At 65.3% G+C, this 25,724-nt stretch carries 29 protein-coding genes; 17 read left to right on the forward strand and 12 right to left on the reverse strand.

Annotated features, from left to right (window positions below; genetic code table 11):
* Positions 1-41: 41 nt before the first annotated feature.
* On the forward strand, positions 42-581 hold the full coding sequence (locus tag OZN62_RS04260) for a hypothetical protein (RefSeq protein WP_269101498.1): 540 nt from the start codon (positions 42-44) through the stop codon (positions 579-581).
* A 60-nt stretch (positions 582-641) separates the two neighbouring features.
* Here the strand turns inward: OZN62_RS04260 and parC are convergent, their stop codons facing one another.
* Positions 642-2,939 carry a DNA topoisomerase IV subunit A gene (gene parC, locus OZN62_RS04265; protein WP_269101499.1) on the reverse strand — a complete coding sequence of 766 codons (2,298 nt, stop codon included), beginning with the start codon at positions 2,937-2,939 and terminating at the stop codon, positions 642-644.
* 103 nt (positions 2,940-3,042) lie between these two features.
* On the opposite strand from parC, the gene OZN62_RS04270 reads away from it, so the two are divergent.
* From OZN62_RS04270 to OZN62_RS04280, 3 genes are all read left to right on the forward strand, one after another.
* The gene (locus OZN62_RS04270) at positions 3,043-3,597 is read left to right on the forward strand and encodes a type 1 glutamine amidotransferase domain-containing protein (protein ID WP_269101500.1); all 555 of its coding nucleotides are present in this window, start codon (positions 3,043-3,045) and stop codon (positions 3,595-3,597) included.
* A 196-nt stretch (positions 3,598-3,793) separates the two neighbouring features.
* Entirely contained in the window at positions 3,794-4,114 is a 321-nt protein-coding gene (locus tag OZN62_RS04275) for a hypothetical protein (RefSeq protein ID WP_269101501.1), read from the forward strand.
* Positions 4,114-4,392, forward strand: a complete 279-nt coding sequence (locus tag OZN62_RS04280; RefSeq protein WP_269101502.1) for a hypothetical protein — start codon at positions 4,114-4,116, stop codon at positions 4,390-4,392. Before OZN62_RS04275 ends, OZN62_RS04280 begins: the two co-directional genes overlap by 1 nt.
* A gap of 7 nt (positions 4,393-4,399) precedes the next feature.
* On the opposite strand, the gene OZN62_RS04285 is transcribed toward OZN62_RS04280, so the two are convergent.
* The 3 genes from OZN62_RS04285 to OZN62_RS04295 are packed head-to-tail and all read right to left on the reverse strand — an operon-like array spanning position 4,400 to position 6,866.
* Complete coding sequence (locus tag OZN62_RS04285) at positions 4,400-4,729, reverse strand: 2Fe-2S iron-sulfur cluster-binding protein (RefSeq protein WP_269102104.1); 330 nt, start codon at positions 4,727-4,729, stop codon at positions 4,400-4,402.
* 5 nt (positions 4,730-4,734) lie between these two features.
* Positions 4,735-5,808, reverse strand: a complete 1,074-nt coding sequence (locus tag OZN62_RS04290) for a cysteine desulfurase family protein (RefSeq protein ID WP_269101503.1) — start codon at positions 5,806-5,808, stop codon at positions 4,735-4,737.
* Positions 5,805-6,866 carry a cysteine desulfurase family protein gene (locus OZN62_RS04295; protein WP_269101504.1) on the reverse strand — a complete coding sequence of 354 codons (1,062 nt, stop codon included), beginning with the start codon at positions 6,864-6,866 and terminating at the stop codon, positions 5,805-5,807. The genes OZN62_RS04290 and OZN62_RS04295 overlap by 4 nt, the downstream gene beginning before the upstream one ends.
* Positions 6,867-6,981: 115 nt before the next feature.
* Between OZN62_RS04295 and OZN62_RS04300 the strand changes: the two genes are divergently transcribed.
* Both OZN62_RS04300 and OZN62_RS04305 read left to right on the forward strand, forming a co-directional pair.
* On the forward strand, positions 6,982-7,638 hold the full coding sequence (locus OZN62_RS04300) for an alpha/beta hydrolase (RefSeq protein ID WP_269101505.1): 657 nt from the start codon (positions 6,982-6,984) through the stop codon (positions 7,636-7,638).
* Between the two features lie 97 nt (positions 7,639-7,735).
* Entirely contained in the window at positions 7,736-8,455 is a 720-nt protein-coding gene (locus OZN62_RS04305) for an energy transducer TonB (RefSeq protein WP_269101506.1), read from the forward strand.
* An 18-nt stretch (positions 8,456-8,473) separates the two neighbouring features.
* On the opposite strand, the gene OZN62_RS04310 is transcribed toward OZN62_RS04305, so the two are convergent.
* On the reverse strand, positions 8,474-8,689 hold the full coding sequence (locus OZN62_RS04310; protein ID WP_269101507.1) for a hypothetical protein: 216 nt from the start codon (positions 8,687-8,689) through the stop codon (positions 8,474-8,476).
* A gap of 78 nt (positions 8,690-8,767) precedes the next feature.
* On the opposite strand from OZN62_RS04310, the gene OZN62_RS04315 reads away from it, so the two are divergent.
* A complete protein-coding gene (locus tag OZN62_RS04315) occupies positions 8,768-10,612 on the forward strand; it encodes a DUF885 domain-containing protein (protein ID WP_269101508.1) in 1,845 nt (614 codons plus the stop codon).
* A gap of 84 nt (positions 10,613-10,696) precedes the next feature.
* A complete protein-coding gene (locus OZN62_RS04320; protein ID WP_269101509.1) occupies positions 10,697-11,665 on the forward strand; it encodes a polysaccharide deacetylase family protein in 969 nt (322 codons plus the stop codon).
* Here OZN62_RS04320 and OZN62_RS04325 read toward each other — a convergent pair.
* Positions 11,662-12,471: a class I SAM-dependent methyltransferase gene (locus OZN62_RS04325; RefSeq protein ID WP_269101510.1), complete on the reverse strand. Its 810-nt coding sequence runs from the start codon at positions 12,469-12,471 to the stop codon at positions 11,662-11,664. The genes OZN62_RS04320 and OZN62_RS04325 overlap by 4 nt on opposite strands.
* A 143-nt stretch (positions 12,472-12,614) precedes the next feature.
* On the opposite strand from OZN62_RS04325, the gene OZN62_RS04330 reads away from it, so the two are divergent.
* Complete coding sequence (locus OZN62_RS04330; protein ID WP_269101511.1) at positions 12,615-12,773, forward strand: hypothetical protein; 159 nt, start codon at positions 12,615-12,617, stop codon at positions 12,771-12,773.
* 61 nt (positions 12,774-12,834) lie between these two features.
* On the opposite strand, the gene OZN62_RS04335 is transcribed toward OZN62_RS04330, so the two are convergent.
* Both OZN62_RS04335 and OZN62_RS04340 read right to left on the reverse strand, forming a co-directional pair.
* Positions 12,835-13,155 carry a hypothetical protein gene (locus OZN62_RS04335; RefSeq protein ID WP_269101513.1) on the reverse strand — a complete coding sequence of 107 codons (321 nt, stop codon included), beginning with the start codon at positions 13,153-13,155 and terminating at the stop codon, positions 12,835-12,837.
* A gap of 276 nt (positions 13,156-13,431) precedes the next feature.
* Positions 13,432-15,039, reverse strand: a complete 1,608-nt coding sequence (locus tag OZN62_RS04340) for a phosphoenolpyruvate carboxykinase (protein ID WP_269101515.1) — start codon at positions 15,037-15,039, stop codon at positions 13,432-13,434.
* A 235-nt stretch (positions 15,040-15,274) separates the two neighbouring features.
* Here OZN62_RS04340 and OZN62_RS04345 point away from each other — a divergent pair, with 235 nt between their 5' ends.
* The 7 genes from OZN62_RS04345 to OZN62_RS04375 are packed head-to-tail and all read left to right on the forward strand — an operon-like array spanning position 15,275 to position 20,545.
* Positions 15,275-16,042, forward strand: coding sequence for a response regulator transcription factor (locus OZN62_RS04345; RefSeq protein WP_330848765.1), 768 nt, complete (start codon positions 15,275-15,277; stop codon positions 16,040-16,042).
* Positions 16,035-17,591 (forward strand): stimulus-sensing domain-containing protein, encoded by a 1,557-nt coding sequence (locus tag OZN62_RS04350; RefSeq protein ID WP_269101517.1) that lies wholly within the window; start codon positions 16,035-16,037, stop codon positions 17,589-17,591. Before OZN62_RS04345 ends, OZN62_RS04350 begins: the two co-directional genes overlap by 8 nt.
* Positions 17,588-18,007: an HPr kinase/phosphorylase gene (locus tag OZN62_RS04355; protein WP_269101518.1), complete on the forward strand. Its 420-nt coding sequence runs from the start codon at positions 17,588-17,590 to the stop codon at positions 18,005-18,007. Before OZN62_RS04350 ends, OZN62_RS04355 begins: the two co-directional genes overlap by 4 nt.
* 57 nt (positions 18,008-18,064) lie before the next feature.
* Positions 18,065-18,973 (forward strand): RNase adapter RapZ, encoded by a 909-nt coding sequence (rapZ, locus tag OZN62_RS04360; RefSeq protein ID WP_269101519.1) that lies wholly within the window; start codon positions 18,065-18,067, stop codon positions 18,971-18,973.
* Positions 18,974-19,028: 55 nt separating this feature from the next.
* Positions 19,029-19,433 (forward strand): PTS sugar transporter subunit IIA, encoded by a 405-nt coding sequence (locus tag OZN62_RS04365; protein ID WP_269101520.1) that lies wholly within the window; start codon positions 19,029-19,031, stop codon positions 19,431-19,433.
* 12 nt (positions 19,434-19,445) lie between these two features.
* Positions 19,446-19,721 (forward strand): HPr family phosphocarrier protein, encoded by a 276-nt coding sequence (locus tag OZN62_RS04370; RefSeq protein ID WP_269101521.1) that lies wholly within the window; start codon positions 19,446-19,448, stop codon positions 19,719-19,721.
* The gene (locus OZN62_RS04375; RefSeq protein WP_269101522.1) at positions 19,721-20,545 is read left to right on the forward strand and encodes a TrmH family RNA methyltransferase; all 825 of its coding nucleotides are present in this window, start codon (positions 19,721-19,723) and stop codon (positions 20,543-20,545) included. Before OZN62_RS04370 ends, OZN62_RS04375 begins: the two co-directional genes overlap by 1 nt.
* Positions 20,546-20,578: 33 nt before the next feature.
* On the opposite strand, the gene OZN62_RS04380 is transcribed toward OZN62_RS04375, so the two are convergent.
* A complete protein-coding gene (locus tag OZN62_RS04380; RefSeq protein ID WP_269101523.1) occupies positions 20,579-21,004 on the reverse strand; it encodes a hypothetical protein in 426 nt (141 codons plus the stop codon).
* A 130-nt stretch (positions 21,005-21,134) separates the two neighbouring features.
* Entirely contained in the window at positions 21,135-22,517 is a 1,383-nt protein-coding gene (gene rmuC / locus OZN62_RS04385; RefSeq protein WP_269101524.1) for a DNA recombination protein RmuC, read from the reverse strand.
* A 226-nt stretch (positions 22,518-22,743) separates the two neighbouring features.
* Between rmuC and OZN62_RS04390 the strand changes: the two genes are divergently transcribed.
* Positions 22,744-24,405: a formate--tetrahydrofolate ligase gene (locus OZN62_RS04390; protein WP_269101525.1), complete on the forward strand. Its 1,662-nt coding sequence runs from the start codon at positions 22,744-22,746 to the stop codon at positions 24,403-24,405.
* 108 nt (positions 24,406-24,513) lie between these two features.
* Here the strand turns inward: OZN62_RS04390 and OZN62_RS04395 are convergent, their stop codons facing one another.
* Both OZN62_RS04395 and recR read right to left on the reverse strand, forming a co-directional pair.
* Positions 24,514-25,077, reverse strand: coding sequence for a peptide deformylase (locus tag OZN62_RS04395; protein WP_269101526.1), 564 nt, complete (start codon positions 25,075-25,077; stop codon positions 24,514-24,516).
* Between the two features lie 37 nt (positions 25,078-25,114).
* Complete coding sequence (recR, locus tag OZN62_RS04400) at positions 25,115-25,711, reverse strand: recombination mediator RecR (RefSeq protein WP_269101527.1); 597 nt, start codon at positions 25,709-25,711, stop codon at positions 25,115-25,117.
* Between the last annotated feature and the right edge of the window lie 13 nt (positions 25,712-25,724).

Below are 25,724 nucleotides of genomic sequence, written 5' to 3' on the forward strand. Positions count from 1 at the left end.
GGCCGCGTCATGCTGTGGCCGGATGGAAGAGGATTTTTTGCATGAAGCGTTTTGCTCTTACCGCCGCTGCCGCCGCAGCCCTCGTCGCCGCGCCCGCCATGGCGCAGGAAGTCGGCTCCATCGTGATGGGCAACGACGATGCCCCCATCGGTGAAGTGCTCTCGAACGACGGCACCACTGTCGTGGTCAACACCGGCATGCACGAAGTCTCGCTGCCTGCTGCCGCGTTCGGCACCAGCGACGCGGGCCCGACCCTGAACATCACCAAGGCCCAGCTCGACGAAATGTGGGCGGCCCAGCTGGCCCAGGCCGAAGCCGAAGCCGAAGCCGCTGCCGCCCAGGCCGCTGCCGAAGCTGCTGCTGCCCGCGATGCCGCGCTGGTCATCGGTGCCCCGGTCATCACCACCGACGCCCAGGCCCTGGGCCTGGTTGACGAATTCATCGGCGAGAACGTCGTCGTGAAGACCGAAGACGAGCAGCTGGTCACCTTGCCGCGCGATTTCTTCGCGCTCGACGCCGACGGCGCGCTGATGGCGCTGGCTGACCTCGAAACCATTATGGCTGCCGTCAGCGGCGGCTGATCCGGAACCTTTCGGATTAAGAAAAGGGCCGGCAGGAGCGATCCTGCCGGCCCTTTTCTATTAGAACCGGTTATCCTTCGGGAAACCTGTCGGCGGCAGGCGACCGGCGGCGCCGCGCGCCACCTTCCACATGTTGATCTCGGTCTCGGTGCGGGTGCGACCGGTTTCGCCGCCCATCGTCCAGCTGAGGCCTTCCTCCAGCGTGAAGGTGGTGGCATCGGACAGGCCGCCATCACGATAGCGTTGCAGCGTCACGCCCTGCCCGCGCGTCATCACCGGCATTTCCTCCAGCGCAAAGACCACCAGCTTGCGGTTCTCGCCCACCACCGCGACGTGGTCGTGTGCCGGAGCAATCTCGCGGGCGACGGCAACCTTGGCATCGCCCTTCAGGTTCATCACCTGGCGGCCCTTGCGGGTCTCGGCCAGCAGCTCGTCCGTCAGCGCGACGAAGCCCTTGCCGATGGTGGAGCCTAGCAGCACCTGCTTGTCCTTCTCGTGCACGATCAGCGCCACGATCTGCGCGCTCGCATCGATGTCGAGCGTGTTGCGCACCGGTTCGCCGAAGCCGCGCGCGCCGGGCAGCTTGTCCGCTCCCAGCGTGAAGAAGCGCCCGTCGTCAGCTGCCAGCAGGATCTTGTCGGTGGTCTGGCAGTGGACGGCGAAGGCCGGGCCATCGCCCTCCTTGTACTTGAAGTCGCCGCAGCCGTCGGTGCCCAGGTCGACATGGCCCTTGGCTGCGCGCACCCAGCCCTTCTGGCTCAGCACGACGGTGACCGGCTCCTTCTCGATCATGGCATCGGGATTGAACTCCACCGTCGGCGCGGCTTCGGCAATCGTCGTGCGGCGGGCACCGATGGCGGTGTCCTCGGCATACTCCTTGCGCAGGGCGATCATGTCGCGCTTCAGCCGGGTGCGCTGGCGCGCCGGGCTGTCGAGCAGCTTCTGCAGCTCGTCCTGCTCCTTCAGCAGGTCGTCCTTCTCCTGCCGCAGCTGCATCTCTTCCAGCTTGCGCAAGCTGCGCAGGCGCATGTTGAGGATGGCTTCGGCCTGACGGTCGGTGAGGCTGAATTCCGCCATCATCACCGGCTTGGGCTCGTCCTCGGTACGGATGATCTCGATCACCCGGTCGAGGTTTAGGTAGGCGATGATGTAGCCTTCGAGTAGCTCCAGCCGGTCGGCGATCTTGGCCAGCCGGTGCGCGGTGCGGCGCTGCAGGATGTCGATCTGGTGCGCTACCCAGTTCGCCAGCAGCTCCTTCAGCCCCATCACCATCGGCGTGCGCGTGTGATCGAGGACGTTGAGGTTGAGGCTGAAGCGAGTCTCCAGGTCGGTGAGCTTGTAGACGCTTTCCTTCAGCAGTTCGGGATCGACGTTGCGGCTGCGCGGCACCAGCACGATGCGCACCTGCTCGTCGCTCTCGTCGCGCACGTCTTCCAGGATCGGCAGCTTCTTGTCGCTGATGGCCGCGGCAATCTGTTCGATCAGCTTGCCCTTGGGCACCTGGTAGGGGATTTCGGAGATCACCAGCTGGTAGCCGCCACCCTTCTGCCGTTCGATGCCGGCTTCGCGATCAGCCTCGTTCTCCGCCTCCGCCGCATGGAAGCGGCCACGCACGCGGAAGGAGCCGCGTCCGGTCTCGTAGGCGTTGGAGATGGCCTCCGCGCTGTCGACCACCAGGCCACCGGTGGCGAAGTCCGGCCCCTTGAATACGCTCATCAGCTCTTCGTGGGTGACGTCCTTGTTGAACAGCACCATCTCCGCGGCGTCGAGCACCTCGGCGACGTTGTGGCTGGGGATGCTGGTCGCCATGCCCACGGCGATGCCGCTGGCGCCGTTGGCCAGCAGGTTCGGGAACAGGCCGGGCATGATGACCGGTTCCTGTTCCTCGTTGTTGTAGGTCGGGATGAACTCGACCGTGCCTTCGTCCAGCCCGTCCATCAGCTGGATCGCGGTGCGCGTCAGGCGGCATTCGGTGTAGCGGTAGGCGGCGGCGTTATCGCCGTCGATATTGCCGAAATTGCCCTGCCCCTCCACCAGCGGATAGCGCAGCGTGAACGGCTGGGCGAGGCGCACCATGGCATCGTAGACGGCCACGTCGCCGTGCGGATGATACTTGCCGATCACGTCGCCCACGACGCGGGCGCTCTTCTTGAAGGTGCTGTCCGGGCCAAGGCGCAGCTGGCGCATGGTCCACAGCAGGCGGCGGTGGACCGGCTTCAGCCCGTCGCGCAGGTCCGGCAGCGAACGCGCCGTGATCGTCGACAGCGCATAGACGAGGTAGCGCTCCGACAGCGCGCTTTCGAAAGGTTCGCGGATGATCCCCGCGCCGGAATCAGAAGGTTCTTCGACTGTTGCCATGCAGTTCGCCCTATCACCGTCACGGCTCGTCTGACAGCACGGAACGTGGCGATTTCCCCACCCGTTGATTGGGCAAATGCCAAACAGCGAAAGGAGCAACGAAATGGCTCAACGCATCATGATTCTTGCCACCGACGGTTTCGAACAGTCGGAACTGGAAAAGCCCAAGGCCAACCTTGAAGAGGCCGGTTTCGAAACGGTCGTCGTCAGCCCCGAAGACGGCGAAATCCGCGGTTTCTCGAACAAGGAATGGGGCGACCCGGTGAAGGTCGACCTGACCGTCGACGAAGCGGAAGCCGCCGAATTCGACGCGCTGGTGCTGCCGGGGGGCCAGATCAACCCGGACATCCTGCGCATGAACGACAAGGCCGTGCAGCTGGTCCGCGACTTCAACGCGGCGGACAAGCCGATCGCCGCCATCTGTCACGCCCCGTGGATGCTGGTGGAAGCCGGCGTGGTGGACGGGCAGAGCGTGACCAGCTGGCCCAGCCTGCGCACCGACCTGCAGAACGCCGGCGGCAAGGTCGTCGACCGAGAAGTGGCCGTGGACGGCAACCTGATTACCAGCCGCAACCCGGACGACATTCCCGCCTTCTCCAAGGCCCTGATCGAAGCGCTGGAAAAGCAGATGCAGAACGAGATGAGCGAAGCCGCCTAACCCCGGCTTCTCCTCCCCTCGGGACAACGAGCAATCGCCGCCCCGCTGCACCAAAGGTGCGGCGGGGCTTTCATTTGTTTTCCGCAACTTATTTGCCACCAACCTACGCACGGGCGCAGATTGCTGATAGCTTGAGCAGATGACGGAGCGGGAAGAGCAACCTGGCCAGCCGCCGAAGCGACCTCCACCGGCGCCCATGCCGGAGGCGGATGTCATCCTCGAGGATCAGCGACGTAACAAGGAAAAAGCCGATGCGGTGAACTCCGAGTATGGGGCCGTCCCGATCGTGGTCTTCGTGCTGCTGACCGCCCTTGCGGTTGTCATCCACTACGAGTGGTTGCCGATCGATCCGCGCCTGCTGTCGGTGGTGCTGGCAGTCATTGCCGGCGTGTTCTTTTTGCTGGCCGCGAGACCGCAAACGGAATGGAAGAGCCGTCCCGCGAGCGAGATATTCAATGGGCTCGGCCTGGTCTGCGCACTGTGGGCGTCGGTTTTCGGCGTGGGGGGATTTGTCTGATGAACGAACTGGAACAACGGGTCTACAATATCGAGGAATACCTGTGGGGCGACTACGGAGGAGGAGGCGGCGGCACTGGCGAACCCGGACCTCCCGATGGCCCCGTGCTGTCCGAAGAGGTCGCCTTCCTGCGCGCCCAGATCGTCAAAGCCTTCGAGATCATGCGCCCGATGGTGCCGAAGAACCAGCAGGACGAGATCGACATGATCCTGGAAATGCTCAACGACAGGCCGAACCGTCGGCGGGGCCGCGACGGGGGAATGACAATTCCCGTCTGAGGCGTCGTCAGAACCCCTGCGCGTTGTTGCTGTCGGAGGGGATCTGCACTTCCATCCCGTCAAGGTCCTCGGTCAGCAGGACCTGGCAGGACAGGCGGCTGGTGGCGTGAACGTCTGCGGCGAGGTCGAGCATGTCCTCTTCCTCCTCGCTGGCCTCGGGCAGCTTGCCGAACCATTCGCGGCCGATAATCACGTGGCAGGTGGAACAGGCCATCTGGCCTTCGCAGGTGCCTTCCAGCGGCATGCCCGCGGCCTGGCCGATTTCAAGCAAGCGGTCTCCGACAGAGGCTTCCGCCTCAACCCTTTCGCCCTTGCGTGTAATGAAGGTGACCCGGATGGCTGCTATCCTTGTTGCGATGCAGCATAGGTAAGCTTTTCGGCGGCAGCTTCAAGCTCTTCCATCGTCGTGTAGCGCCCGAAGCCGAGGCGGATGGAGCTTTTCGCCTGTTTCGCCGTCAGACCGATGGCCTGCAACACGTGGCTGGGCCTGCCCGATCCGCTGGCACAGGCGGAGCCGGCAGAGAACATCACGTCGCGGCAGTCGCTCATCAGGCGGGCGACATCGAGACCGTCCTTGCGCAGGTTGAGGTTACCGTGCCAGCGCGCTTCGGCGCTGCCGTTCAGTTCCCAGCCGTCGAACATGTCGCGTGCGCGGTTCCACAGCGCTTCGACATGGGCGGCGTCTTCCTCCATGCGTTCCTTCGCCACCTGCGCCGCCGCGCCGAAGCCGGCGCACAGCGCGGGGCTGAGCGTGCCAGAGCGCAAGCCCGCCTCCTGGCCGCCGCCGGTCTGCACCGCTTCCAATTCCACCCCATTGCGCACCCAAAGCGCGCCGATGCCCTTCGGTCCGTGGACCTTGTGCGCCGAAACGGCGATCATGTCCGCACCGGCGACCGGGATTTTGCCGTAGGCTTGCACCGCGTCGCACAAGAACAGCGCGCCCGTCTCCTTCGCCTTGCGGTGAAATTCGACCGTGGGCTGGATCACCCCGATCTCGTTGTTCACCTGCATCACGGCGACCAGCTTGGTATTGGCCGGAATGTCCTGCTTGGCGTTGCATTGCCCGTCCGCCGCGACGTTCAGCTCGTGCCAGTTACCCAGTGCCTGCGCCGTATCAAGCACGGCAGCGTGCTCGATGGCCGAAACGCTGATCGCACCATCGCCCGGGCAGCCGCGCATGGCGAGGTTGATCGCCTCGGTCGCGCCGCTGGTGAAGATCACCTGCCCACCGGGCGGGAACAACGCCGCCACCTGCTCGCGCGCCAGTTCGACAGCTGCGGCAGCCATGCGTCCCATGCGGTGCGGGCTGTGCGGATTGCCGAAGCCTGTACCGTCCGGCCCGTCGAGCCACTGCATCATGACATCGCGCGCCTCGGGCGCCAGCGGCGTGGTGGCCTGGTAGTCGAGGTAGATCATGTCAGCGCCTTCCAAGCGTCCGCGAAGGCATCGAGTTCCTCGACGGTAGTGCTCCACCCCAGCGAGACGCGGATGGTGCGACTGGCGACATCGTCCGGCACGCCAAAGGCATCCAGGACGCGGCTCTTCTTCAAGGTACCCGAAGAACAGGCGCTGCCGGCGGAAACCGCGAAACCCATGGCGTCGAGCCGGATCAGCAGGGCCTGCGCGCTCAGTGACGGATGCGCCAGCGGCAGGATGTAATCGACCTGGTTCTCCCCCAGTTTGAGCACGTTCTCACCCAACCGCGCGGCGAAGGCCGCACGTTCGGCTTCGTTGGTGCACCAATCGCGATTTTCCAGCGCAGCTGCCATACCCAGGATATCGGGCAGATTTTCGGTACCGCGCCGATATCCTCGCTCGTGCCCGCCGGAGGGCTTCAGCAACTTGTAGTCGCGCACCAGTAGCGCGCCAACGCCAATGGGTCCGCCCAACTTGTGCGCGGAGACAATGGCCATGTCGATCCCGTCTGGAAGCGGCAGCTTACCCGCGCTTTGTGAGCAGTCCGACAGGACAATGGCATCCCGGTAGTGCGCCAGGACTGCAAATCCATCCGCCCCGAAACGGGTGCCTGTTTCCGAATTCACGTGCTGGCAGGCAAACAATGCGCGGACCTGCTGCCCCGGCGGAAGCGGATCCGGGGGGCCGAACGCATCATAGATTGCGCTCCGGCCGATCAGGCCGCCGGGCGGCATGGGCACGATGGCATCATACATGCCCGGCTGATCGACCATCAGCGCATCGTGTTCCACGGGAAGAGCGCATTTGCGCGGTGCGACGGTGTTTTCCAACGCGGTGCGCGCTGCCTCGCTCGCGCCGCTGGTGAAGATCACCTCGCCTTCCCAGCCAAGAGACGTCTTCACCCGTTCACGCGCATCTTCCAGCGCGGCCTTGGCCTTGCGGCCTTCGGCATGGGGCGAGCTGGGGTTCGCCCAGATGGCGAAGCCCTCGTCCATCGCCGCCTTCGCCTCAGGGCGCAGCGGGGTGGTCGCGGCGTGGTCCAGATAGATCCGGCTCATGCTAGGCCAATTGGCCGAGAATAATTGCGAAACGCGGCATAATCCCTATATAGCCGCCGACTTCCGCCGCGCCACCCGCGCTGGCAAACCACATCTAAGCAGAGCACATTCGCCCATGCCGCACGTCATCTTTCCCGGCCCCGAGGGCCGTCTTGAAGGTCGCTTCTCTCCCGGCCCGCGTCCGCGCGCGCCCGTCGCCATGATCCTGCACCCGCATTCGCAGGGCGGCGGCACCATGAACGACCGGATCGTCCAGCAGCTGTACAAGACCTTCGTCAACCGTGGTTTCGCCACGCTGCGCTTCAACTTCCGCGGCGTCGGCAAGAGCCAGGGCAGCTTCGACAACGGCATCGGCGAACTGTCGGATGCCGCAAGCGCGCTCGACTGGGTGCAGCAGATTCATCCCGAAGCGCAGACGACCTGGGTCGCCGGCGTGTCCTTCGGCGCGCTGATCGGCATGCAGCTGCTGATGCGTCGTCCGGAAATCCGCGGCTTCATCTCGATTGCGCCGCCGGCCAACATGTACGACTTCAGCTTCCTCGCCCCTTGCCCGGCATCGGGCATCTTCATCCAGGGGACGGCGGACACCGTCGTGCAGCCTGCCGCCGTGCAGAAGCTGGTCGACAAGCTGCGCACGCAGAAGCACATCACCATCCACCACGACGAGATTCCGCGCGCCAATCACTTCTTCGAGAACGAGCAGGAAGAACTGATGGCCTCGGTGGACAACTACCTCGATTTCCGCCTCGACCCGAGCTGCCCGATCACCTGATCGCGTTGGAAAACAAGGTCTTGTAGCGCGCGTCGGAGCCCCGGTTCCGGCGCGCGCTTGCATTTACGCTTCGCTCACGGTAATGTTATAGTATAACATGACTCGCCATCGAGCGCAGTCGCAGCGAAGAGGAGCCAAGGCCATGTCCTATGCCAATGCCACAGTCAGTCCGGCCGCCCGCGTCAGGGCCGTCGCGGGAGTGATTGCGATCCACGCCGCAATCGGTGCAGGCGTGGTCGCAGGCCTGACGATCACCGGCGTGATCGAAACCAAGGACAGGGAATTCATCGCCGAGTTCTACCCCGATCCGCCGCCTCCCCCGCCCCCGGTCGAGGACGTCGTCGAACCGGCCCCGGTCCCCTACACCCCGCCGCAGGCTCCGCGCCCGCCGATCGAGATCGAGCGCGACAGCCCGGTGCAGGTGGAAACCGTCCGCGACGACGTGCCCGATGTCGTCATCCGCATCCCCACCCCGCCGATCGAAGTGCCCGATACCGGCCCGACGTTGCCGGCCTACAGCCCGGTCGGGCCGATCCCGCGCAACGGCCCAACCGGCTGGATTACCAATGCCGACTACCCCCGTCGTGGCATAACGCGCGAGCTGGAAGGCAGCGCGACCTATCGCCTGGTTATCGGCAGCAACGGACGGGTCAGCGAATGCGAGATCACCCGGTCCAGCGGCCATGGCGTGCTGGACGATGCCACCTGTAACTTGATCCAGCGCCGGGCGCGCTTCGATGCGGCGAAGAACAATCGCGGCGAAAACGTTGTCGGCACCTACAGCGGCAATGTTACCTGGCAGCTGCCGCGTCGTTGATCCCGAAGGGAGGCCGGGTCAGCCCTGCCCGGCCTCTTCCCCGGCGACCACGTCGGCAGGGCTTTCGCCACTCTCCATCGGAATCACCCATACCGCGACATTGGCGATCATGATGAACGACAGGATGGCCATCAGCATGGCCTGCCGGTTCATCCCCTTTCGCCACATCACGTAGGCCCCGATGGCAAGGGCGATGGCGGCGAGCACGATGATGGAAAGGATCAGGTCGAACATGGCCGTTTCCTAGCGTGGTGAACCTCGCCGCACCAGCCCGCTTGCCGAGCGACAGTTACGTGGGTAACCAACGCCGCCATGACTGACATGCCCCGCTTCATGCTGTCCCGTCGCGCCTTCCTGGCAACGGGCACCGCCGCCGCCACCGCAGCCCTCCTCCCCGCCTGTCGCGGTAGCTCGCCCGCCGAAACGCAGGCCGCCGGCGAGGCGCTGCTCGACGACATTGCCTGGAACCTGCTGCAGCACGAGCCGACGCGGGCCACCACCCTGGGCGTCGACGTGGGCGAGCACGCCGCGCTGCGCAGCCAGCTGGGCAGCGCCTCGCTGGAAGGCATCGCCGCCAAGGCCGACACCCTGCGCGCCGACCTCGAACGCGCCCGCGCTTTCGACAAGGACGGGCTCGATCCCGCCACGCGCACCAGCTTCGAAGTGGTCGAGAGTGCCTACGCCACCGCCATCGAGGGGTTCGATCTGCCTTATGGCGACATCCCGGTGGGAAGCTGGCGTACGGCACCCTATCCGGTCATCCAGAACGTCGGCGCCTATATCGACCTGCCGCGAGCCCTCGATTCCGACCACCCCATTCGCGATGCGGCCGATGCCGAGGCCTACCTTTCCCGCCTTTCCGCCATGCCCGCCGTCATGGGCGGAGAGCTGGAGCGGATGCAGGCGCAACGCGAAATGGGTGTCATCCCGCCCGACTTCCTACTCACCCGCACGATCGAGCAGATGGAACGTCAGATTGCCGACGCCCGACAGGGCGGCGCACTGGTGGAATCGGTGGTCCGCCGCACCGGCGCGGAAGGCATCGAGGGCGATTGGGAAACGCGTGCCAATGCCATCGTCACGCAGGAGGTCGCTCCGGCGCTGGAAGCCCAGCTGGCAGAACTGCGGCTGCAGGCCGGCATGGCGGGGAGCGCACCCGGCATCGGCACCCAGCCACACGGCGAGGACTGGTATCGCTGGTCGCTGAAATCGAGCACCACGACTTCGCTCACCCCGCAGGAAATTCACGAGTTGGGCGTGGAGACGCTGGCCGACATCCATGGCCGGATGGACACGATCCTGACCTCGCTGGGCTACACCAGCGGCAACCCGGGCCAGCGCATGCTGCAACTGGCCGAGGACGAGCGCTTCCAGTTCGCTCCGGGCGATGAAGGCCGCGCCGAGATCATGACCTTCATCGAAGGCCGCATCGACTGGATCCGGGCACAGATGCCCCGCGCCTTTGCCCGCGTCGTCGATCCGGCGATCGACGTGAAGCGCATTCCGCCGAACGAGGAACTGGGTGCGCCCACGGCCTACGGTGGCGCGCCCGCGGTGGACGGCTCGCGCCCCGGCACCTTCTGGATCAACCTGCGCGATACCGACCTGCACCGGATGTACGACCTGCCCACCCTCACCCATCACGAGGCGATCCCCGGGCACGTGTGGGAAGGCGAATATTCGAACCAGTTGCCGCTGATCCGCTCGATCCTGGCCTTCAACGCCTTCTCCGAAGGCTGGGCGCTCTATTCGGAGCAACTGGCGGACGAGCTTGGCGCCTACGACGACAATCCCGCATGGCGCCTCGGCTATCTGCAAGACCAAGCCTACCGCGCGGTTCGACTGGTGGTCGACACCGGCATGCACGCCATGGGCTGGGAACGGCAGCGCGCCATCGACTATTTCAGCCTCAACGTGGGCAAGGGAATGGCGGAGACCACCAACGAGATCGATCGCTATTGCAGCTGGCCGGGCCAGGCCTGCGGCTACATGGTCGGCAAGCTGGAAATCCTGCGCCAGCGCGAGCGTGCCATGGCGGAATTGGGCGAGGCCTACGACCTGCGCGACTTCAACCAGGCCGTGGTCGATGGCGGCAACGCCCCGCTGGACGTTCTGGCTGCAAATATCGACCGTTACATCGCGAATACCGGGGCTTAACCCGCTCCTGCTATCTGTCCCGCATCAAGCCAGCCGCGCTGCGCGGCTTGGCAGGTTGCGCCCGATGGAGGCAGGCAGGCACGCATGGTTTCGCTTTATGTGACCATCGATACCGAATACGAGTCCGGCTTTACGGCGAAGCGCGGGCCGGATTCGCGTGCCGCCAACTTCGACCGGACCATTCGCGGTCTCACCCCCGATGGCGAGGTCGGGATATTCCACCAGATGGACGTGTTCGACGCGCATGGCCTGAAGGGCGTCTTCTTCGTCGACCCGATGCCGGCGCTGCTCTGGGGAACCGGCGCGGTCGCCGACGTGGTCGAGCCGATCCTGCAGCGCGGCCATGACGTGCAGCTGCACCTGCATACGGAATGGCTCGACATCGCGGGCGAGAGGAACCCTCTCGGCACCTATCGGGGGCCGAACATCAAGGACTATGGCTACGACGAGCAATGCGAACTGCTCGGCCTTGCCCGGCAATTGCTGATGGATGCGGGCGCTCCGTCCCCGATCGCCTTCCGCGCGGGCAACTACGGCGCCAATGACGATACGCTGCGCGCCCTTGCCTCCGTCGGCATCGGCTATGACACCAGCCACCCGCCCGGCCTGATGGGCGGGGACTGCGAGATCGGGCTGACCGCCGCCGACCGCGCGCCGCTGCGCCGACATGGCGTAATCGAGGTGCCGATCGGCTGCATCGGCGATGCCTTCGGCGGCCTGCGGCACGCGCAGATCACCGCGCTATCCTACCGCGAGATCATCGCCGCCCTGCGGCATGCGCGCGACAACGGGCACGACAGTTTCACCGTGGTCTCGCACGGCTTCGAATTGCTGTGCCGCAAGCGGGAACGGATCAACCGGATCGTCACCAAGCGGCTCGCGAAGGTCTGTGCGAAGGTTGCCGCCATGAAGGGCGTGACGACCGCCACCTATGCGACGCGACCGCCGCGCCTCGCCGCTGAGCCGGACAATTTGGAAGTATTGCCCGGCACGCCGCTGCTCAACGGCACGCGCATGGTCGAACAGGCGGTCGCCAACGCGCTCTACGGCTAGAGCCGCTTCAGCAGCAGTTCGATATTTGGGCTGAGCCAGCCCGGAGCCATGCCAAGCGCTTCGGCAAGCTTGCCGACCGCGCGCACCGGCAGGGAGAGCTTGCCGTGCACGGCCTGCCGCGCTGCGAGCCAGCGATCCTTCGCTACGACTTCGAACCGGCCTTCCAGCGTCCTCGCCAGCAGGCGCGGCGACAGGCCGCGTTGCAGGTCCTTGCCGGCCACCCGGTCCACGGCGCGCGGCAGGTAGTTTACCAGCCAGCGACCGCTGTGCACCTCGCGCGGGGAAAGCCGGCTGGCGGTACCCAGCACCAGCAGCTGCCCTCCGGGACGCAGCACGCGGTGTACTTCCGCCATAACCGCATCCAGATGCTCCGGAGCGACATATTCCAGCACGCTGTTGGCGATCACGAATTCGAACCGCTCACCCTCGAACGGCAGCTCGCGCGTATCGGGCACATGCTGGGCGGACATCGACTGCTCCATGGCGTGCAACAGGATGTTCGCCTGCGCCAGCCGCACCTTGTCCGCCGACACGTCGACGCCCGTCACCTGCGCCCCCAGCCTGGCCAGCACGATGCCGGAAGCGCCGTAATTGCAGCCGAACTCCAGCACCGTCCGTCCGGCGTGCTCGATGCGATAGGCGGCGAGCACGGGCCGCAAGTGCTCCCATTCGTAATCGACATAGCCGCCGACCCAGCGATCGTCCGGATCGAGCCCCAGGTCGCGCGCAGTCCGGCAGAACGTGCTTTCACGCGCCGAATGGTCATGTTCGCCGGGAGGTACGAGACGCGGGTCCTGTGCCGTCATGCTGCCGGGCCGTAGCAGCGAAAACTTTCCATAGGCTTTCAAGGGACAAACATGGTTGCCCCGCCATTAGGCATAAGCGCACAGGAGCTTTTCACCACGCCCGCCTAGGAAACCAGCCGTTTCGCAAGCGGGAGCAAGCCCGAATGGTTACCTATCTTGTCATCAGCGCCATGGGACTGATGCTGCTGATGTTGATCCCGGACAGCCAGGTCCGCTGGCAGCGCCTCGCCTCCAAGGGCGGAGCAGCGATGCTGTTCGGCCTCGGCGTGTTCGGCGCGGCCTATTCGGGCATGGTCGCCTAGCGGCGCGCCAACCCGGTTACCGCCTGCCCCGGCACCTTATCGCAGGATTGGCTCCTGCGGCTCAGTCCTTGCCGAACAGCTTGCCCGCCATGCCGGCGATATCGTTCAGCGGGTTGCCGTCATGATCCTGGTCGAGGATCTGCATGAAACCGGTCAGCGAACCTTCGCCGCCAATCTGTTCCAGCACCTGGTTGAGGATTCCGATGTCGAGGCCGGAGGTTGCCGCTGCGGCTTCCACCGTGTCGCCATCAGCATGGTGCCCTTCGCTCAGCGCCGCGATGGCGCGTTCCGCGGTAGCCTGGTCGATACCCAGCTTGTCCGCCATGTTGCGGACCGTGGGGTGGTTGTGGGCCGCGTTGAGGATGGTGTCGAAGATGCTCATTGGTCCTGTCCCTTCCGTAAAGGCATGTCGTCGGACCTGTCTCGGCCCATTTGTCCGCTAGCAGCAAGACGCGCCTCTCCGCCTTGTGCTGGCTCAAACTGATAATTCATCCTTAGCACGGATGATCATGCTCTTGCATGAGCATTGGCATTCTCTGAGCCTTCGCAGGAGATCGCGCCGATAGGGGCGAAGAGCGGACCGACTGGCCCGAAAAAGAACAGGCCCCGCTCCGGCGTTAGCCGGGCGGGGCCTTCCTCTCCAGCTGTGCAGGAGGTGTCAGGCGGCCTGCGGGGCTGCCTTGCGAACGCCTTCGTCCACGTGGGCGGCGAAGGGTTCGAAATTGTTGACGAACAGGTCGACCAGCTTCTGCGCCGTGCGATCGTATTCTTCCGCGTCTGCCCAGGTCGAACGCGGATCGAGGATCGACTGGTCGATGCCGGCTTCCGCCAGCGCCGGAACGCTGACCGGGACGTCGAAGCCGAAGTTCGCGTCCTTGCGGTATTCGACATTGTCGAGGTCACCGTCGAGCGCGGCGTTGAGCAGCGCGCGGGTGGCCTTGATCGGCATGCGGCTGCCGGTGCCGTACTTGCCGCCGGTCCAGCCGGTGTTGAGCAGCCAGCACTGCACGCCGCCAGCGGCGATGCGTTCCTTCAGCAGGTTGCCGTAGACGCTGGGGTGACGCGGCATGAACGGTGCGCCGAAGCAGGTGCTGAAGGTGGCTTCCGGCTCGGTCACGCCGATCTCGGTGCCGGCCACCTTCGCCGTGTAGCCCGACAGGAAGTGGTACATCGCCTGGTCCGGCGTGAGACGCGCGATCGGGGGCAGCACGCCGAAGGCATCGGCAGTCAGCATCACCACGTTCGACGGCACCGGGCCGAGGTTCTTCTCCGAGGTGTTGGGAATGTATTCGATCGGGTAGGCGCCGCGCGAATTCTCGGCCAGCGTATTGTCGTCGAAGTCCAGTTCGCGCGTATCCGGGTCCATCACCACGTTTTCCAGCACGGTGCCGAACATCTTGGTGGTGGCGTAGATTTCCGGCTCTGCCTCTTCCGACAGGCGGATCATCTTGGCGTAGCAGCCGCCTTCGAAATTGAATACCGCAGTGTCCGACCAGCCATGCTCGTCATCGCCGATAAGGGTGCGGCTGGCGTCGGCCGAAAGCGTCGTCTTGCCGGTGCCCGACAGGCCGAAGAACACTGCCGTCTTGCCGTCCGGACCGACATTGGCCGAACAGTGCATCGGCATCACGCCCTTGGTCGGCAGCAGGTAGTTGAGGATGCCGAACACGCTCTTCTTCATCTCGCCCGCATACTTGGTGCCGCCGATCAGGATCAGCTTTTCCGACAGGTTCACCGCCACCACGGTTTCGCTGCGGGTACCGTGGCGTTCCGGGTCGGCCCGGAAGCTGGGCAGGTCGATGATCGTGTACTCGGGAGCAAAACCCTGCAGTTCGTCCTTGGTCGGACGGCAGAGCAGCGTGCGGATGAACAGGTTGTGCCAGGCCAGCTCGTTGATCACGCGCACGTTGACGCGGTGCTCCGGCTGCGAACCACCGAACAGGTCGGCGACGTAGAGCGTGTCCTTCTGGGCGACGGCTGCGAGGAAGTCTTCCTTCAGCGCGGCGAAATGCTCCGGCGTCATCGAGGCATTGTTGTCCCACCATACGGTGTTCTCGGTCTCCGCGTCGCGGACGATGAACTTGTCCTTCGCGCTGCGGCCGGTGTGCTTGCCGGTCTTGACGACCAGCGGACCGCGGGCGGCGAGTTCGCCTTCCTTGTTGTCCAGCGCGTGTTCGACCAATGCGGCAGTGCCGAGATTGGGATGAATGGTGGCATTGGTCTCTATGCCCTGTGCGGACAGGGAGACGGAAAGCGGAACGGACACGTAATGCTCCTCAATACGGTCAGATTTTTGGAAGAGCCAACCATTTAGGCGCGCTCTGTGCGGTCCGCATAGAGACCCACGATTGCGGCGTCAATTTGGCAGAAGGGCCATTACCCGACAGTTTGCCGCTCCCGGCGACCGGATGGCCGGACATCGGCTTCCCCACGATCACTCGCCAACAGCAAGTTGTCTATCGCGCAGCGGCAGGTTAGGTCCGGCGTGACCGAGGAGTGGCATGAACCAACCGCCCGAGAGCATGACGACGGAAAACCCCGCCCCCGCGGAAGGGCAGCGCACCATCGCGCTGGTCGATGACGACCGTAACATCCTGACGACGCTGTCGATTGCCCTGCAGGCGGAAGGCTATGCCACGCGGGTCTATTCCGACGGCGAGGCGGCGCTGGAAGCGCTGCGCAAGAACCCGCCGGACCTGGCCGTGTTCGACATCAAGATGCCGCGCATGGATGGCATGGAATTGCTGCAGGAACTGCGCAAGACGTCCGCCTTGCCGGTGATCTTCCTGACCAGCAAGGACCAGGAAGAGGACGAAGAGGCGGGCCTGGCGATGGGCGCCGACGACTACATCGCCAAACCGTTCAGCCAGCGGCTGCTGCTGGCGCGGATCCGCGCCATCCTGCGCCGTGCCGCGCCCCATGCCGAAACGGACGACACGCCGCCCACTCCGCAAGCCGGGCAGGCCGAAGTCATCACCCGCGGGCGGCTGGCGATGGACCCGGCCCGCCACCAGGTAACCTGGGACGGCAAGCCGGTGAGCCTGACCGTCACCGAATTCCTCATCCTCGAAGCGCTTGCCGCGCGCCCCGGCGTGATCAAGAGCCGCAACCAGCTGATGGATGCCGCCTACCCCGACGATGTCTTCGTGGACGACCGCACGGTCGATTCGCACATCAAGCGGCTGCGGCGGAAGTTCCGCGCGGTCGATCCCGATTTCAGCGCGATCGAGACGCTCTACGGCGCCGGCTACAGCTTCTCCGATGGCTGACAAGGCAGGCGGAGCAAGCAAGGCCGCGCGGCGCCTGGCATATCCCTTGGGACGTTCGCTGACCGCGCGCATCCTGGCAGTGAACCTGATCCCGCTGCTGGTGCTGGCGGGCAGCCTGTTCTTCCTCGATTCCTATCGCCGCCAGCTGCTCGACGAACGTTACAAGCTGGCCCGGATCGAAGCGCAGATCACCGCCGAGGCACTGGCCGGCGCGACCCGCGAGCGACAGATGGCGCTGCTGAGCCAGATCGGCCGCGAACAGCGCATGCGCCTGCGGATGTACGACGCCGGAGGCGCGCTGATCGCCGACAGTTTCGAACTGGACGAGCCATCCTTCACCTTCGACGACCCGGTGGCCGAACCGCTGATGGAGGACCTGGCGAGGTGGACCGACAGCGCGGTGAACTTCGCGGTCGGGGCGCCCTCGCCTCCGCTCTATGCCGAGCCGACCGATACCCATGCCGACAACTGGCCCGAACTCGCCCGGGTCCGCCAGCAGGGGCTGACCCAGATCGAATTGCGACGCGCGCCGGATGGCACGCCGGTTATCAATGCCGCCGCGCCACTCGGCCTGAATGGCGCCAGCCTGCTTACCACCCGCAATGCGGCGGACATCACTGCGGCGGTGCGGGCAGCCCGCTCCAGCCTGATGACCATCATCTTCCTGGCCCTCGTCGTGTCGACCGTGCTCTCGCTCTACCTGGCGAACACCATCATCGATCCGCTGCGCAAGCTGGTGCACGCCACCCAGCGTGTGCGCCTTGGGCGCGACCGCGACGTGGAAGTGCCGCGCATGGACGAGCGCGGCGATGAAATCGGCCAGCTTGCCCGCGCCGTGTCGGATATGACCGCCACGCTGCGCCACCGCATCGACGCCGTGGAAAGCTTCGCGGCGGACGTGGCGCACGAGATCAAGAACCCCCTCGCCTCCCTGCGCAGCGCCACCGAGAGCCTGCCCAAGGTGGAAGACCCCGACCTGCGCGCCCAACTGGTGGACGTGGCGGCGCATGACGTGCGCCGCATCGATCGCCTGGTGACCGAGATTTCCGAAGCCAGCCGGATCGATGCCGAACTCAGCCGCGCCACCTTCGAGCCGGTGGAACTGGGCACGCTGTTCGCCAACGTCGTGGCCCGCAAGATCGAGCGCGGCGAAACCAAGGGCTGCACCGTCACCATCCAGCGGCAGACGACCAGGGACACGGTGATGGGGGTGCCCATCCGGCTGGAGCGCGTGGCGGAGAACCTGCTCGACAATGCCGTCTCCTTCTCCCCCGAGAAAGGACGCATCCTGATCACCATCGTCCGCGACAACGGCCGCATTCGCGCCATGGTGTCGGACGAAGGCCCCGGCATTCCCGAAGGGGAACGCGAGAAGGTGTTCAGGCGCTTCCACTCGCATCGCCCGGAAGGGGAGGAATATGGCAACCACTCGGGCCTCGGCCTCGCCATCGGGCGCACGATCGCCGAGGCGCATGACGGCAGCCTTACCGTGGCCGACAACGAAGCTCTTGGCGGGGCGTGCATGATGCTGGAGCTGCCTGCGGCATGAGCGAAGTGATGCCCAACGTTAGCTGCGTCGCCATGCGCGGGCGGGCCCTGCTAATCACCGGCGCGCCGGGAAGCGGCAAGTCCAGCCTGGCGCTGGCCCTGCTTGATCGCGGCGGCGAACTGATCGGCGATGACGGTGTCACCCTGTCGCAAGTCGGCGAACTGGTGGTGGCGACCCCGCCGCCCAATACCGAAGGCCTGATCGAGATCCGCAATGTCGGCCTGCTGGAAGTGCCGACCACGCGCGCGCCGGTGGCCATCGTCATCAACCTCACTACCGCTGCCGAGCGCCTGCCGTTGGGCCACGGCATGGCAATCCTGCTGGGCCACCAGGTGCCGCAGGTGGACCTCTATCCCGACACGCCGGCCCTGCCCCTGCGCGCCGAAGCCGCGCTGGAAATGCACGGTCTCGATTAGGCACTGGCCGGAAGTCGCTCTTCACATTTGCCGGTCAAGCGCGCAGATGGCGCAGACATGGTCAACGAAACGCCAGAGTCGCAGCAGCGGATTTTGCTCGTCACCGGGATGCTCGGTGCGGGCAAGACCACGGCACTGCGCGAGCTGGAAGACCTTGGCTGGGAGTCGATCGACAACTTCCCCATCCGCCTGCTCGATCGCCTGGTTGGCGCCGATGCCGACGGACATTCGCTCGCCCTCGGCTTCGATTGCCGCACGCGCGGCTTCGTGCCGGCCGAGATCATCGAGCAGGTGAAGCACTGGGTGGAGCACAATGGCCTGTCCATCACCACCCTCTTCCTCGACTGCGCCGGGCACGAGCTGGAGCGCCGCTTCAACGAGACGCGGCGGCGGCATTTCCTGGCCGGCGACCTGCCCGCGTCATCGGGCATCGCGGCGGAGCGCGAACTGCTGGCCCCGCTGCGGCGCTGGGCGGACGTGCTGATCGACACCACCGATTTCACCACCAATGACCTCAAGCAGACCATCCGCGAGCAGTTCCGGCAGAACGCGCCGCAGCAGATGACGGTCACGGTTTCCAGCTTCGGCTTCTCTCGCGGCAAACCGCCCACGGCCGACCTGGTGTTCGACATGCGCTATCTCGACAACCCGCACTGGGTGGAGGGCCTGCGCGAACAGACCGGGCTGGACCCGGCGGTTGGCGATTTCATCGCCCGCAGCACCGTGTTCGATTCCACTTTCGAGAAGATCCGCACCCTGCTGCTGGAACTGCTTCCCCACTATGCCGAGCAGGGCAAGACCTATGTAAACATCGCCTTCGGCTGCACCGGCGGCAGGCATCGATCTGTTTACACGGCCGAGAGAATCGCGCAGGCCTTGCGCGAAGGTGGCTTTTCGCCCACCGTATTGCACCGCAACCTAGGATCGCGGGCGGAAGACCTGGTGGAAGGGACACAGCATCCGTGACCGCAAACGCATCCCCCAAGACACGCTTCGAGAGCAAGAAGACCCCCATTTCCCGATGATTGGACTGATTCTCGTCACCCACGGCCAGCTGGCCGAGGAATTCGTATCCGCCATGGAACACGTGGTGGGGCACCAGGATGCCATTGCCACGATCTGCATCGGGCCGAGCGACGACATGGAAATGCGTCGCCAGGAAATCGCCGACGCGATCGAAAAGGTGGATACCGGCTCCGGCGCGATCCTGCTGACGGACCTGTTCGGCGGCACGCCGTCGAACCTTGCCATTTCGCTGCTGGAGCCCGGACGCACGGAAGTGATCGCCGGGATCAACTTGCCGATGCTGATTCGCCTCGCCGGTGCGCGCAAGGAGCTGTCGCTGCTGAAGGCCGCGCAGGCCGCGCGCGAGGCCGGGCGCAACTACATCACGCTCGCTTCCGAATTCCTTGGTCAGGACGCCTGAGGGATCGGCTGCATGCGTGAAGCGAGCAAGGACGTCGTCATTCCCAACAAGCGCGGCCTGCACGCCCGTGCCAGCGCCAAGTTCGTGGCTGCCGTCGCGGAGATGGACGGTCACACGGTCAGCGTCGCCAAGGACGGGCAGGAAGCCGCCGGCGGCTCCATCCTCGGGTTGATGATGCTGGGCGCGGCGATGGGCGATACCGTAACCCTGCGCGTGGCCGGGCCGGCCGCCGACGACAAGCTTGGCGAGCTCGTGGCGCTGGTCGAAGGCAAGTTCGGCGAAGACTGATGCCTTCCCCCAACCCGCGCGAGTCCAGGCGCGAGATCACCGGCTTTTCCAATCCCACGGTCAAATACCTGCGGAGCCTGCGCGACAAGAAGCACCGCAAGCGCGAGGGCGTGTTCCTGGCCGAGGGCCTCCGCCTGCTGACCGACGCCCTCGAATGCGGCCATGTGCCGAAGACACTGGTGATGGCATCGGCACGCGATCCGCACCCGCTGATCGATGCGCTGGAAACGGCCGTGGATGCCGCGGGCGGCGACATCATCGTTACCACGCCCGACATTCTCGGCAAGATCACCGGCAAGGACAATCCGCAGGCCGTGGCCGGCGTGTTCGACGAGTTCGATACCTCGCTGGCCAGCCTTGACCGCAGCGCGGCGAAGATCTGGCTGGTGGCGCAGGCGCTGCGCGATCCGGGCAACCTCGGCACCATGCTGCGCACCGGCGATGCGGTGGGCGCTGGCGGCCTGATCCTGATCGACGATTGCGCCGACCCGTTCAGCGTGGAAGCCGTGCGCGCCAGCATGGGCGCGGTGTTCACGCAGTCCGTGGCGCGGGCATCGTGGGACGAGTTCATCGGCTGGCTCCGACAAGGCGAAGGCCAGCTGGTCGCTGCCAGCTTGCGCGATGCCGTGCCCTATCGCGGCGCGCCCTATGCCGCGCCGTGCTTCGTGATGGTGGGTAACGAATCGCAAGGCCTGCCCGAGGACTACGAGGCCGCCTGCGACCTGCGCGTAACCATGCCCATGCGCGGGCGCGCGGACAGCCTCAATGCGGCGGTGGCGGCGGCGGTGCTGGCCTACGAGGTGCTCGATACACTCGAGCGTTAGTGGTTATCCGCCCTTCTCCAGCTCCCGGCGACGTCAGCCTGCGCGCCTGAACGGCCGGTCCACGACGAAGGCGATCACGGTCACGGCAAGCGCGATCACGTTCCCCCACCACGGCGGAGATGCCGGAGTGTTGTCGAGCACGGAGATGGTCGCCAGCAGCGTTGGCAGATAGAAGATCAGCAGCAGGCAAGGCACCATGAACCGTGCCCACTGTTCGCCGCGCCTTATCGGGACCATGACCAGCCAGAGCACGGCCACGCCCAAGGCTACCCATCCGGCCCCGGCCACGTCGAGCAATGCCAGATAGAGCACCTGCTCCTCGCCGGACAGCACGGTCCAGTCCCTGCCGATCGCCACCGCATGATAGGGCATGAAGCGGGGAGTGAGGATATAGAGCGAGCCCATCGCGACGCTGACGATCCCGACGACGCTGTACAAGAGTAGGACGAGCCACCTCACCGCTGTTCTCCTTGGCGACAAGAGCCGGGACATTGGTCTCCAACGATAGCGGCGATCAGCCGGGCAGGCCACATCACGGCCATGCGCTCAGCGCGGCAGCCGTCAGCCAATCCAAAGACGACCGTCGGGACTACGAGGCCTCCTCGCTCTCGTCATTCCCGATCAGCAGGGCCTCGGCCGGCTCCGCCAGATCGGACAGTCCGTAGGTCGGGCTCTTCTCGATCTGGTCGACCTGCTCGATCTCCTTCTTGCCGATCTCGATACCCTTCTCCGCCAGGCGGCGACCGGACGAGAGGACATTGCGCTCGAAGCTGCCGACGAACTTGTTGTAGTTGTTCACCGCGCTTTCGAGGCCGCCACCCATGCGCTTGAGGTGCTCGGAGGCGACGCGCAGGCGATCGTAGAGTTCGGCACCCATCCGGCCGATTTCCTGCGCTTCCTGCGCCAGCGCGTCCTGCCGCCAGACCTGTGCCACCGTCCGCGCGATGGCGACGAGGTTGGTCGGCGTTGCCAGCAGCACCTTGTTGTCGAAGGCGAAGTCCCACAGCTCCGGATCGGCCTCCAGCGCGGCGGCAACGAAATGCTCACCGGGCACGAACATCACCACGTAGTCAGGCGCTTCCTCGAACTGGCTCTGGTAGCTCTTGGCGCCCAGCGTCTGCACGTGGCCACGCATGGATTTCGCGTGCAGCGACAGGTGGCGCTTGCGCTCTTCCTCGTCCTCCGCCTCGAACGCGGCCTGGTAGGCATTGAGCGAGACCTTGGAGTCGATCACCAGCTTCTTCTGCCCCGGCACGTTGACGATGGCGTCGGGCCGCAGCCGCCCCTCTTCGGTCTCGAGCGAGTGTTCGAGGTGGAAATCGGTGTGTTCGGCCAGCCCGCATTGCTCGAGCAGGTTCTGCAGTGCCCGTTCGCCCCAGCGGCCCCGCGCCTTGGGCGCATTGGTGAGCGAATTGCCCAGCCGCTGGGCCTCGCGCCGCACCTCTTCCTGCCCCAGCCGCATGGTCTCGATCTGCTGGTGCAGCTTGGCGAAGGCATCGGTGCGCTGCCGTTCCAGCGCCCCGACCTGGTCCTCGTATTTCTGCAACCGCTCGCTGACCGGCTTGAGCAGGTTGGCCACGGCTTCCTTGCTGGCCTTTTCCGCATGGCCCAGCCGCTCCGCCGCATCGGCGATGAACTTCTCCTGCGCCTTGGTCAGCACCTCGGCTCCGGTCGCCTTGAACTGGGTGAGCAGTTCCTCGCGCGCTTCCTTCATCGCTTCGATCTGCTTGTCGAAGTTCTCCGCATTGGCGCGCAGCGTGGCGATCTCGATGCGCGAGTCGCCAAGCTCCTTCGTCGCCTGGGCGAACTTGCCCTCGATTTCGGCCAGGCTCGCTCGCCCCTTCTCCAGCTCGGCATCGCGCGCGGCCAGCTCTGCCTGCAGTCCGGCAACCGGCCGCGTGCCGACAAACCAGCCGAGCGCGGCAGCGAGAATCGCCACCACCAGGCCGACGAGAAGGATGATCGGGTCCATAAGGTCCTCAAAAGCACGTAGAAGAACGAAAAGTGAACTTAACGCCTGTGCCATGGTTCGACAAGCGCCAGCCGCAGGCAGTCCACCACCGCAAGCAAAAAGCCCTTGTGGACTCGACCCGAAAAATCGTATGCGATGCTTACAAATTCAGAATTGCGAAATTTTCGCGATTGTGAAATAAGGGGCGGAATAGAAATCGCCCCAGCGACACAGAGAGGATCACGTCATGCCGACCGATATCGAAATCGCCCGCCAAGCCACGCTTATTCCGATCACCGAGGTCGCCAAGAATGCCGGCGTGCCCGATGACGCGCTCATCCCCTACGGCAAGTACAAGGCGAAGGTCGACACTTCCGCCCTGCCGCAGGCCGAAAACGGCAAGCTGATCCTCGTCACCGCGATCAACCCCACCCCGGCGGGTGAAGGCAAGACCACAACCTCGGTCGGTCTGTCGGACGCGCTGCACCGCATCGGCAAGAAGACCATGCTGTGCCTGCGCGAACCGTCGCTGGGACCGTGCTTCGGCATGAAGGGTGGCGGCGCCGGCGGCGGCAAGTCGCAGGTCATGCCGATGGACGAGATCAACCTGCACTTCACCGGTGACTTCCACGCCATCACCAGCGCGCACAACCTGCTGAGCGCGATGATCGACAACTCGATCTACTGGGGCAACCCGCTGGACATCGACGTGCGCCGCGTCACCTGGAAGCGCGTGATCGACATGAACGACCGCGCGCTGCGCCAGATCGTCGGCCCGCTGGGCGGCGTTGCCAACGGCTTCCCGCGCGAAACCGGCTTCGACATCACCGTGGCCTCGGAAATCATGGCCATCCTGTGCCTCGCCAGCGACCTGGAAGACCTGCAGAAGCGCCTCGGCGACATCATCATCGGCTACACCCGCAAGCGCGAGCCGGTCTATTGCCGCGACGTGAAGGCCGACAGCGCCATGACCGTGCTGCTGAAGGACGCCATCCTGCCCAACCTGGTGCAGACGCTGGAAAACCGTCCGGCCTTCCTGCACGGCGGCCCCTTCGCCAACATCGCCCACGGCTGTAACTCGGTGATCGCCACCAAGACCGCCCTGCGCATGGCCGACTACGTCGTGACCGAAGCCGGCTTCGGGGCCGACCTCGGCGCGGAAAAGTTCCTCGACATCAAGTGCCGCCTCGCCGGCCTGAAGCCCGATGCCGTGGTGCTGGTCGCCACCGTGCGCGCGCTAAAGATGAACGGCGGCGTCTCCAAGCAGAACCTGGGCGAGCCCAATGCCGACGCCGTGCGCGCAGGTTCGGTGAACCTGAAGCGCCACATCGAGAACGTGAAGAAGTTCGGCATCACCCCGACGATCGCCATCAACCACTTCTACCTCGACACCGACGAGGAAATCGCGGTGATCCAGGAAATGGCCAAGGAATTCGGCGCCGACGCCGTGATCTGCAAGCACTGGGCCGAAGGCGGCGCGGGTGCAGAGGAACTGGCCCAGATCGTGGCGGCCAAGGCCGATGCCGGCGCCCCCGATTTCGACCAGCTCTATCCCAGCGACATGAGCCTGGAAGACAAGATCCGCAGGATCTGCACCGAGATCTACCGTGCCTCCGAAGTGCACTTCGACGGCGGTACCGCGAAGCAGCTGAAGCAGTGGGAAGAGATGGGCTACGGCAGCTTCCCGGTCTGCATGGCGAAGACGCAGTACAGCTTCTCCACCGACCCGACCAAGCTGGGCGCACCGGAGAACCATGAAGTGGCCATCCGCGAGGTTCGCCTCTCGGCCGGTGCCGGCTTCGTGGTCGCCATCGCGGGCGACATCATGACCATGCCGGGCCTGCCCAAGGTACCGAGCGCCGAGGCCATCCACCTCGACGAAAACGGCCAGATCGAAGGCCTGTTCTAACCGAACCCCCGGACGAGCGCTCCCCCTCCATCCAAGCGCTCGCCCAAATGCGAAGGGCCGCCCGATCCAAGATCGGGCGGCCCTTTTTCTTTTCACGATCCTGCGAGATTAGGCGGCGCGCGCCTTCTGCAGCTTCTTCAGCGCCATGTTGCGCTTCAGGCGGCTGAGGTGGTCGATGAAGAGGATGCCGTTGAGGTGGTCCATCTCGTGCTGGATGCACACGGCCAGCATGCCGGTCATCTCTTCCTCGTGGGTATTGCCCTCCAGGTCCTGCCAGCGCACGCGGCACTGGGCCGGGCGTTCGACATCGGCGAAGATGTCCGGCACCGAGAGGCAGCCTTCCTGGAAGCTCTTGGTCTCTTCCGACGGGTCGAGGATTTCCGGGTTCACGAACACCCGCGGGTCGTTGATGACCGGCTGGTGCGTGTGCTTGGTGCCGTCATGGTCGCATTCGACCGGCTCCGCGTCGGGGTCTTCCTCCTGCAGGTCGATCACCAGCAGGCGCAGCGGTTCGCCCACCTGGATGGCGGCAAGGCCGATGCCATGCGCGGCGTACATCGTCTCGAACATGTCATCGACGAGGGTCTTCAGGTCGTCGTCGAACTTCTCGACAGGCGAGGACACGACTTTGAGCCGGGGATCCGGCGCTTCCAGGATTTCACGAATAGCCATTGCGGTAATTTAGTCTTTCTGCGGCCCGGTTTCAATGTCAGGCGAGCGGCCGCCGTGCCCTCAATGCCTGTGCCAGCGTTCCCTCGTCGAGGTAGTCCAGCTCGCCGCCCACCGGCAGGCCGTGGGCCAGCTGGGTGATGCGGACCGGGTGATCCTCCAGCCGCTCAGCGATGTAGTGCGCGGTGGTCTGCCCTTCCAGCGTGGCGTTCATGGCGAGCACGACCTCGTCCACCCCGCCCTGCTCGACGCGGCCCAGCAGGCTGTCGATGGCAAGATCCTCGGGCCGCACGCCGTCGAGCGCCGAGAGCCGGCCGCCCAGCACGTGGTACTTGCCGGTGAACAGCCGCGCGCGGTCGAGCGCCCAGAGATCCGCCACGTCTTCCACCACGCAGATGGACTTGGCATCGCGGCGCGGATCGGCGCAGACCGAGCACGGGTTCTGCGTGTCGACATTGCCGCAGGTCTCGCATTCGACCAGCTTGTCCTGAACGGCACCCAGGGCGTCCAGAACCTGCTTCAGCGCCGTTTCGCGGTGCTTCACCAGCCACAGCACCGCCCGCCGTGCGGAACGCGGCCCAAGGCCCGGCAGGCGAGCCAATGCAGCGGCGAGGTTCTCGATCTCTTGCGATGCCATGTTCCGCCAGATA

This window comes from Aurantiacibacter sp. MUD11 (assembly GCF_026967575.1).
Classification (GTDB): domain Bacteria; phylum Pseudomonadota; class Alphaproteobacteria; order Sphingomonadales; family Sphingomonadaceae; genus Alteraurantiacibacter.

Excerpts from the sequence above, each read along its gene's own strand:
- OZN62_RS04260 (WP_269101498.1), top strand. The coding sequence starts at position 42 with ATGAAGCGTTTTGCTCTTACCGCCGCTGCCGCCGCAGCCCTCGTCGCC.
- OZN62_RS04295 (WP_269101504.1), bottom strand. The coding sequence starts at position 6,866 with ATGAGCCGGATCTATCTGGACCACGCCGCGACCACCCCGCTGCGCCCT.
- OZN62_RS04355 (WP_269101518.1), top strand. The coding sequence starts at position 17,588 with ATGAGCGAAGTGATGCCCAACGTTAGCTGCGTCGCCATGCGCGGGCGG.
- OZN62_RS04290 (WP_269101503.1), bottom strand. The coding sequence starts at position 5,808 with ATGATCTACCTCGACTACCAGGCCACCACGCCGCTGGCGCCCGAGGCG.
- OZN62_RS04370 (WP_269101521.1), top strand. The coding sequence starts at position 19,446 with ATGCGTGAAGCGAGCAAGGACGTCGTCATTCCCAACAAGCGCGGCCTG.
- OZN62_RS04325 (WP_269101510.1), bottom strand. The coding sequence starts at position 12,471 with ATGACGGCACAGGACCCGCGTCTCGTACCTCCCGGCGAACATGACCAT.
- OZN62_RS04305 (WP_269101506.1), top strand. The coding sequence starts at position 7,736 with ATGACTCGCCATCGAGCGCAGTCGCAGCGAAGAGGAGCCAAGGCCATG.
- OZN62_RS04375 (WP_269101522.1), top strand. The coding sequence starts at position 19,721 with ATGCCTTCCCCCAACCCGCGCGAGTCCAGGCGCGAGATCACCGGCTTT.
- OZN62_RS04280 (WP_269101502.1), top strand. The coding sequence starts at position 4,114 with ATGAACGAACTGGAACAACGGGTCTACAATATCGAGGAATACCTGTGG.
- rmuC (WP_269101524.1), bottom strand. The coding sequence starts at position 22,517 with ATGGACCCGATCATCCTTCTCGTCGGCCTGGTGGTGGCGATTCTCGCT.
- OZN62_RS04365 (WP_269101520.1), top strand. The coding sequence starts at position 19,029 with ATGATTGGACTGATTCTCGTCACCCACGGCCAGCTGGCCGAGGAATTC.
- OZN62_RS04300 (WP_269101505.1), top strand. The coding sequence starts at position 6,982 with ATGCCGCACGTCATCTTTCCCGGCCCCGAGGGCCGTCTTGAAGGTCGC.
- OZN62_RS04310 (WP_269101507.1), bottom strand. The coding sequence starts at position 8,689 with ATGTTCGACCTGATCCTTTCCATCATCGTGCTCGCCGCCATCGCCCTT.
- OZN62_RS04350 (WP_269101517.1), top strand. The coding sequence starts at position 16,035 with ATGGCTGACAAGGCAGGCGGAGCAAGCAAGGCCGCGCGGCGCCTGGCA.
- parC (WP_269101499.1), bottom strand. The coding sequence starts at position 2,939 with ATGGCAACAGTCGAAGAACCTTCTGATTCCGGCGCGGGGATCATCCGC.
- OZN62_RS04320 (WP_269101509.1), top strand. The coding sequence starts at position 10,697 with ATGGTTTCGCTTTATGTGACCATCGATACCGAATACGAGTCCGGCTTT.
- OZN62_RS04330 (WP_269101511.1), top strand. The coding sequence starts at position 12,615 with ATGGTTACCTATCTTGTCATCAGCGCCATGGGACTGATGCTGCTGATG.
- OZN62_RS04335 (WP_269101513.1), bottom strand. The coding sequence starts at position 13,155 with ATGAGCATCTTCGACACCATCCTCAACGCGGCCCACAACCACCCCACG.
- OZN62_RS04315 (WP_269101508.1), top strand. The coding sequence starts at position 8,768 with ATGACTGACATGCCCCGCTTCATGCTGTCCCGTCGCGCCTTCCTGGCA.
- OZN62_RS04275 (WP_269101501.1), top strand. The coding sequence starts at position 3,794 with ATGCCGGAGGCGGATGTCATCCTCGAGGATCAGCGACGTAACAAGGAA.
- OZN62_RS04345 (WP_330848765.1), top strand. The coding sequence starts at position 15,275 with ATGAACCAACCGCCCGAGAGCATGACGACGGAAAACCCCGCCCCCGCG.
- OZN62_RS04390 (WP_269101525.1), top strand. The coding sequence starts at position 22,744 with ATGCCGACCGATATCGAAATCGCCCGCCAAGCCACGCTTATTCCGATC.
- OZN62_RS04270 (WP_269101500.1), top strand. The coding sequence starts at position 3,043 with ATGGCTCAACGCATCATGATTCTTGCCACCGACGGTTTCGAACAGTCG.
- recR (WP_269101527.1), bottom strand. The coding sequence starts at position 25,711 with ATGGCATCGCAAGAGATCGAGAACCTCGCCGCTGCATTGGCTCGCCTG.
- OZN62_RS04395 (WP_269101526.1), bottom strand. The coding sequence starts at position 25,077 with ATGGCTATTCGTGAAATCCTGGAAGCGCCGGATCCCCGGCTCAAAGTC.
- rapZ (WP_269101519.1), top strand. The coding sequence starts at position 18,065 with ATGGTCAACGAAACGCCAGAGTCGCAGCAGCGGATTTTGCTCGTCACC.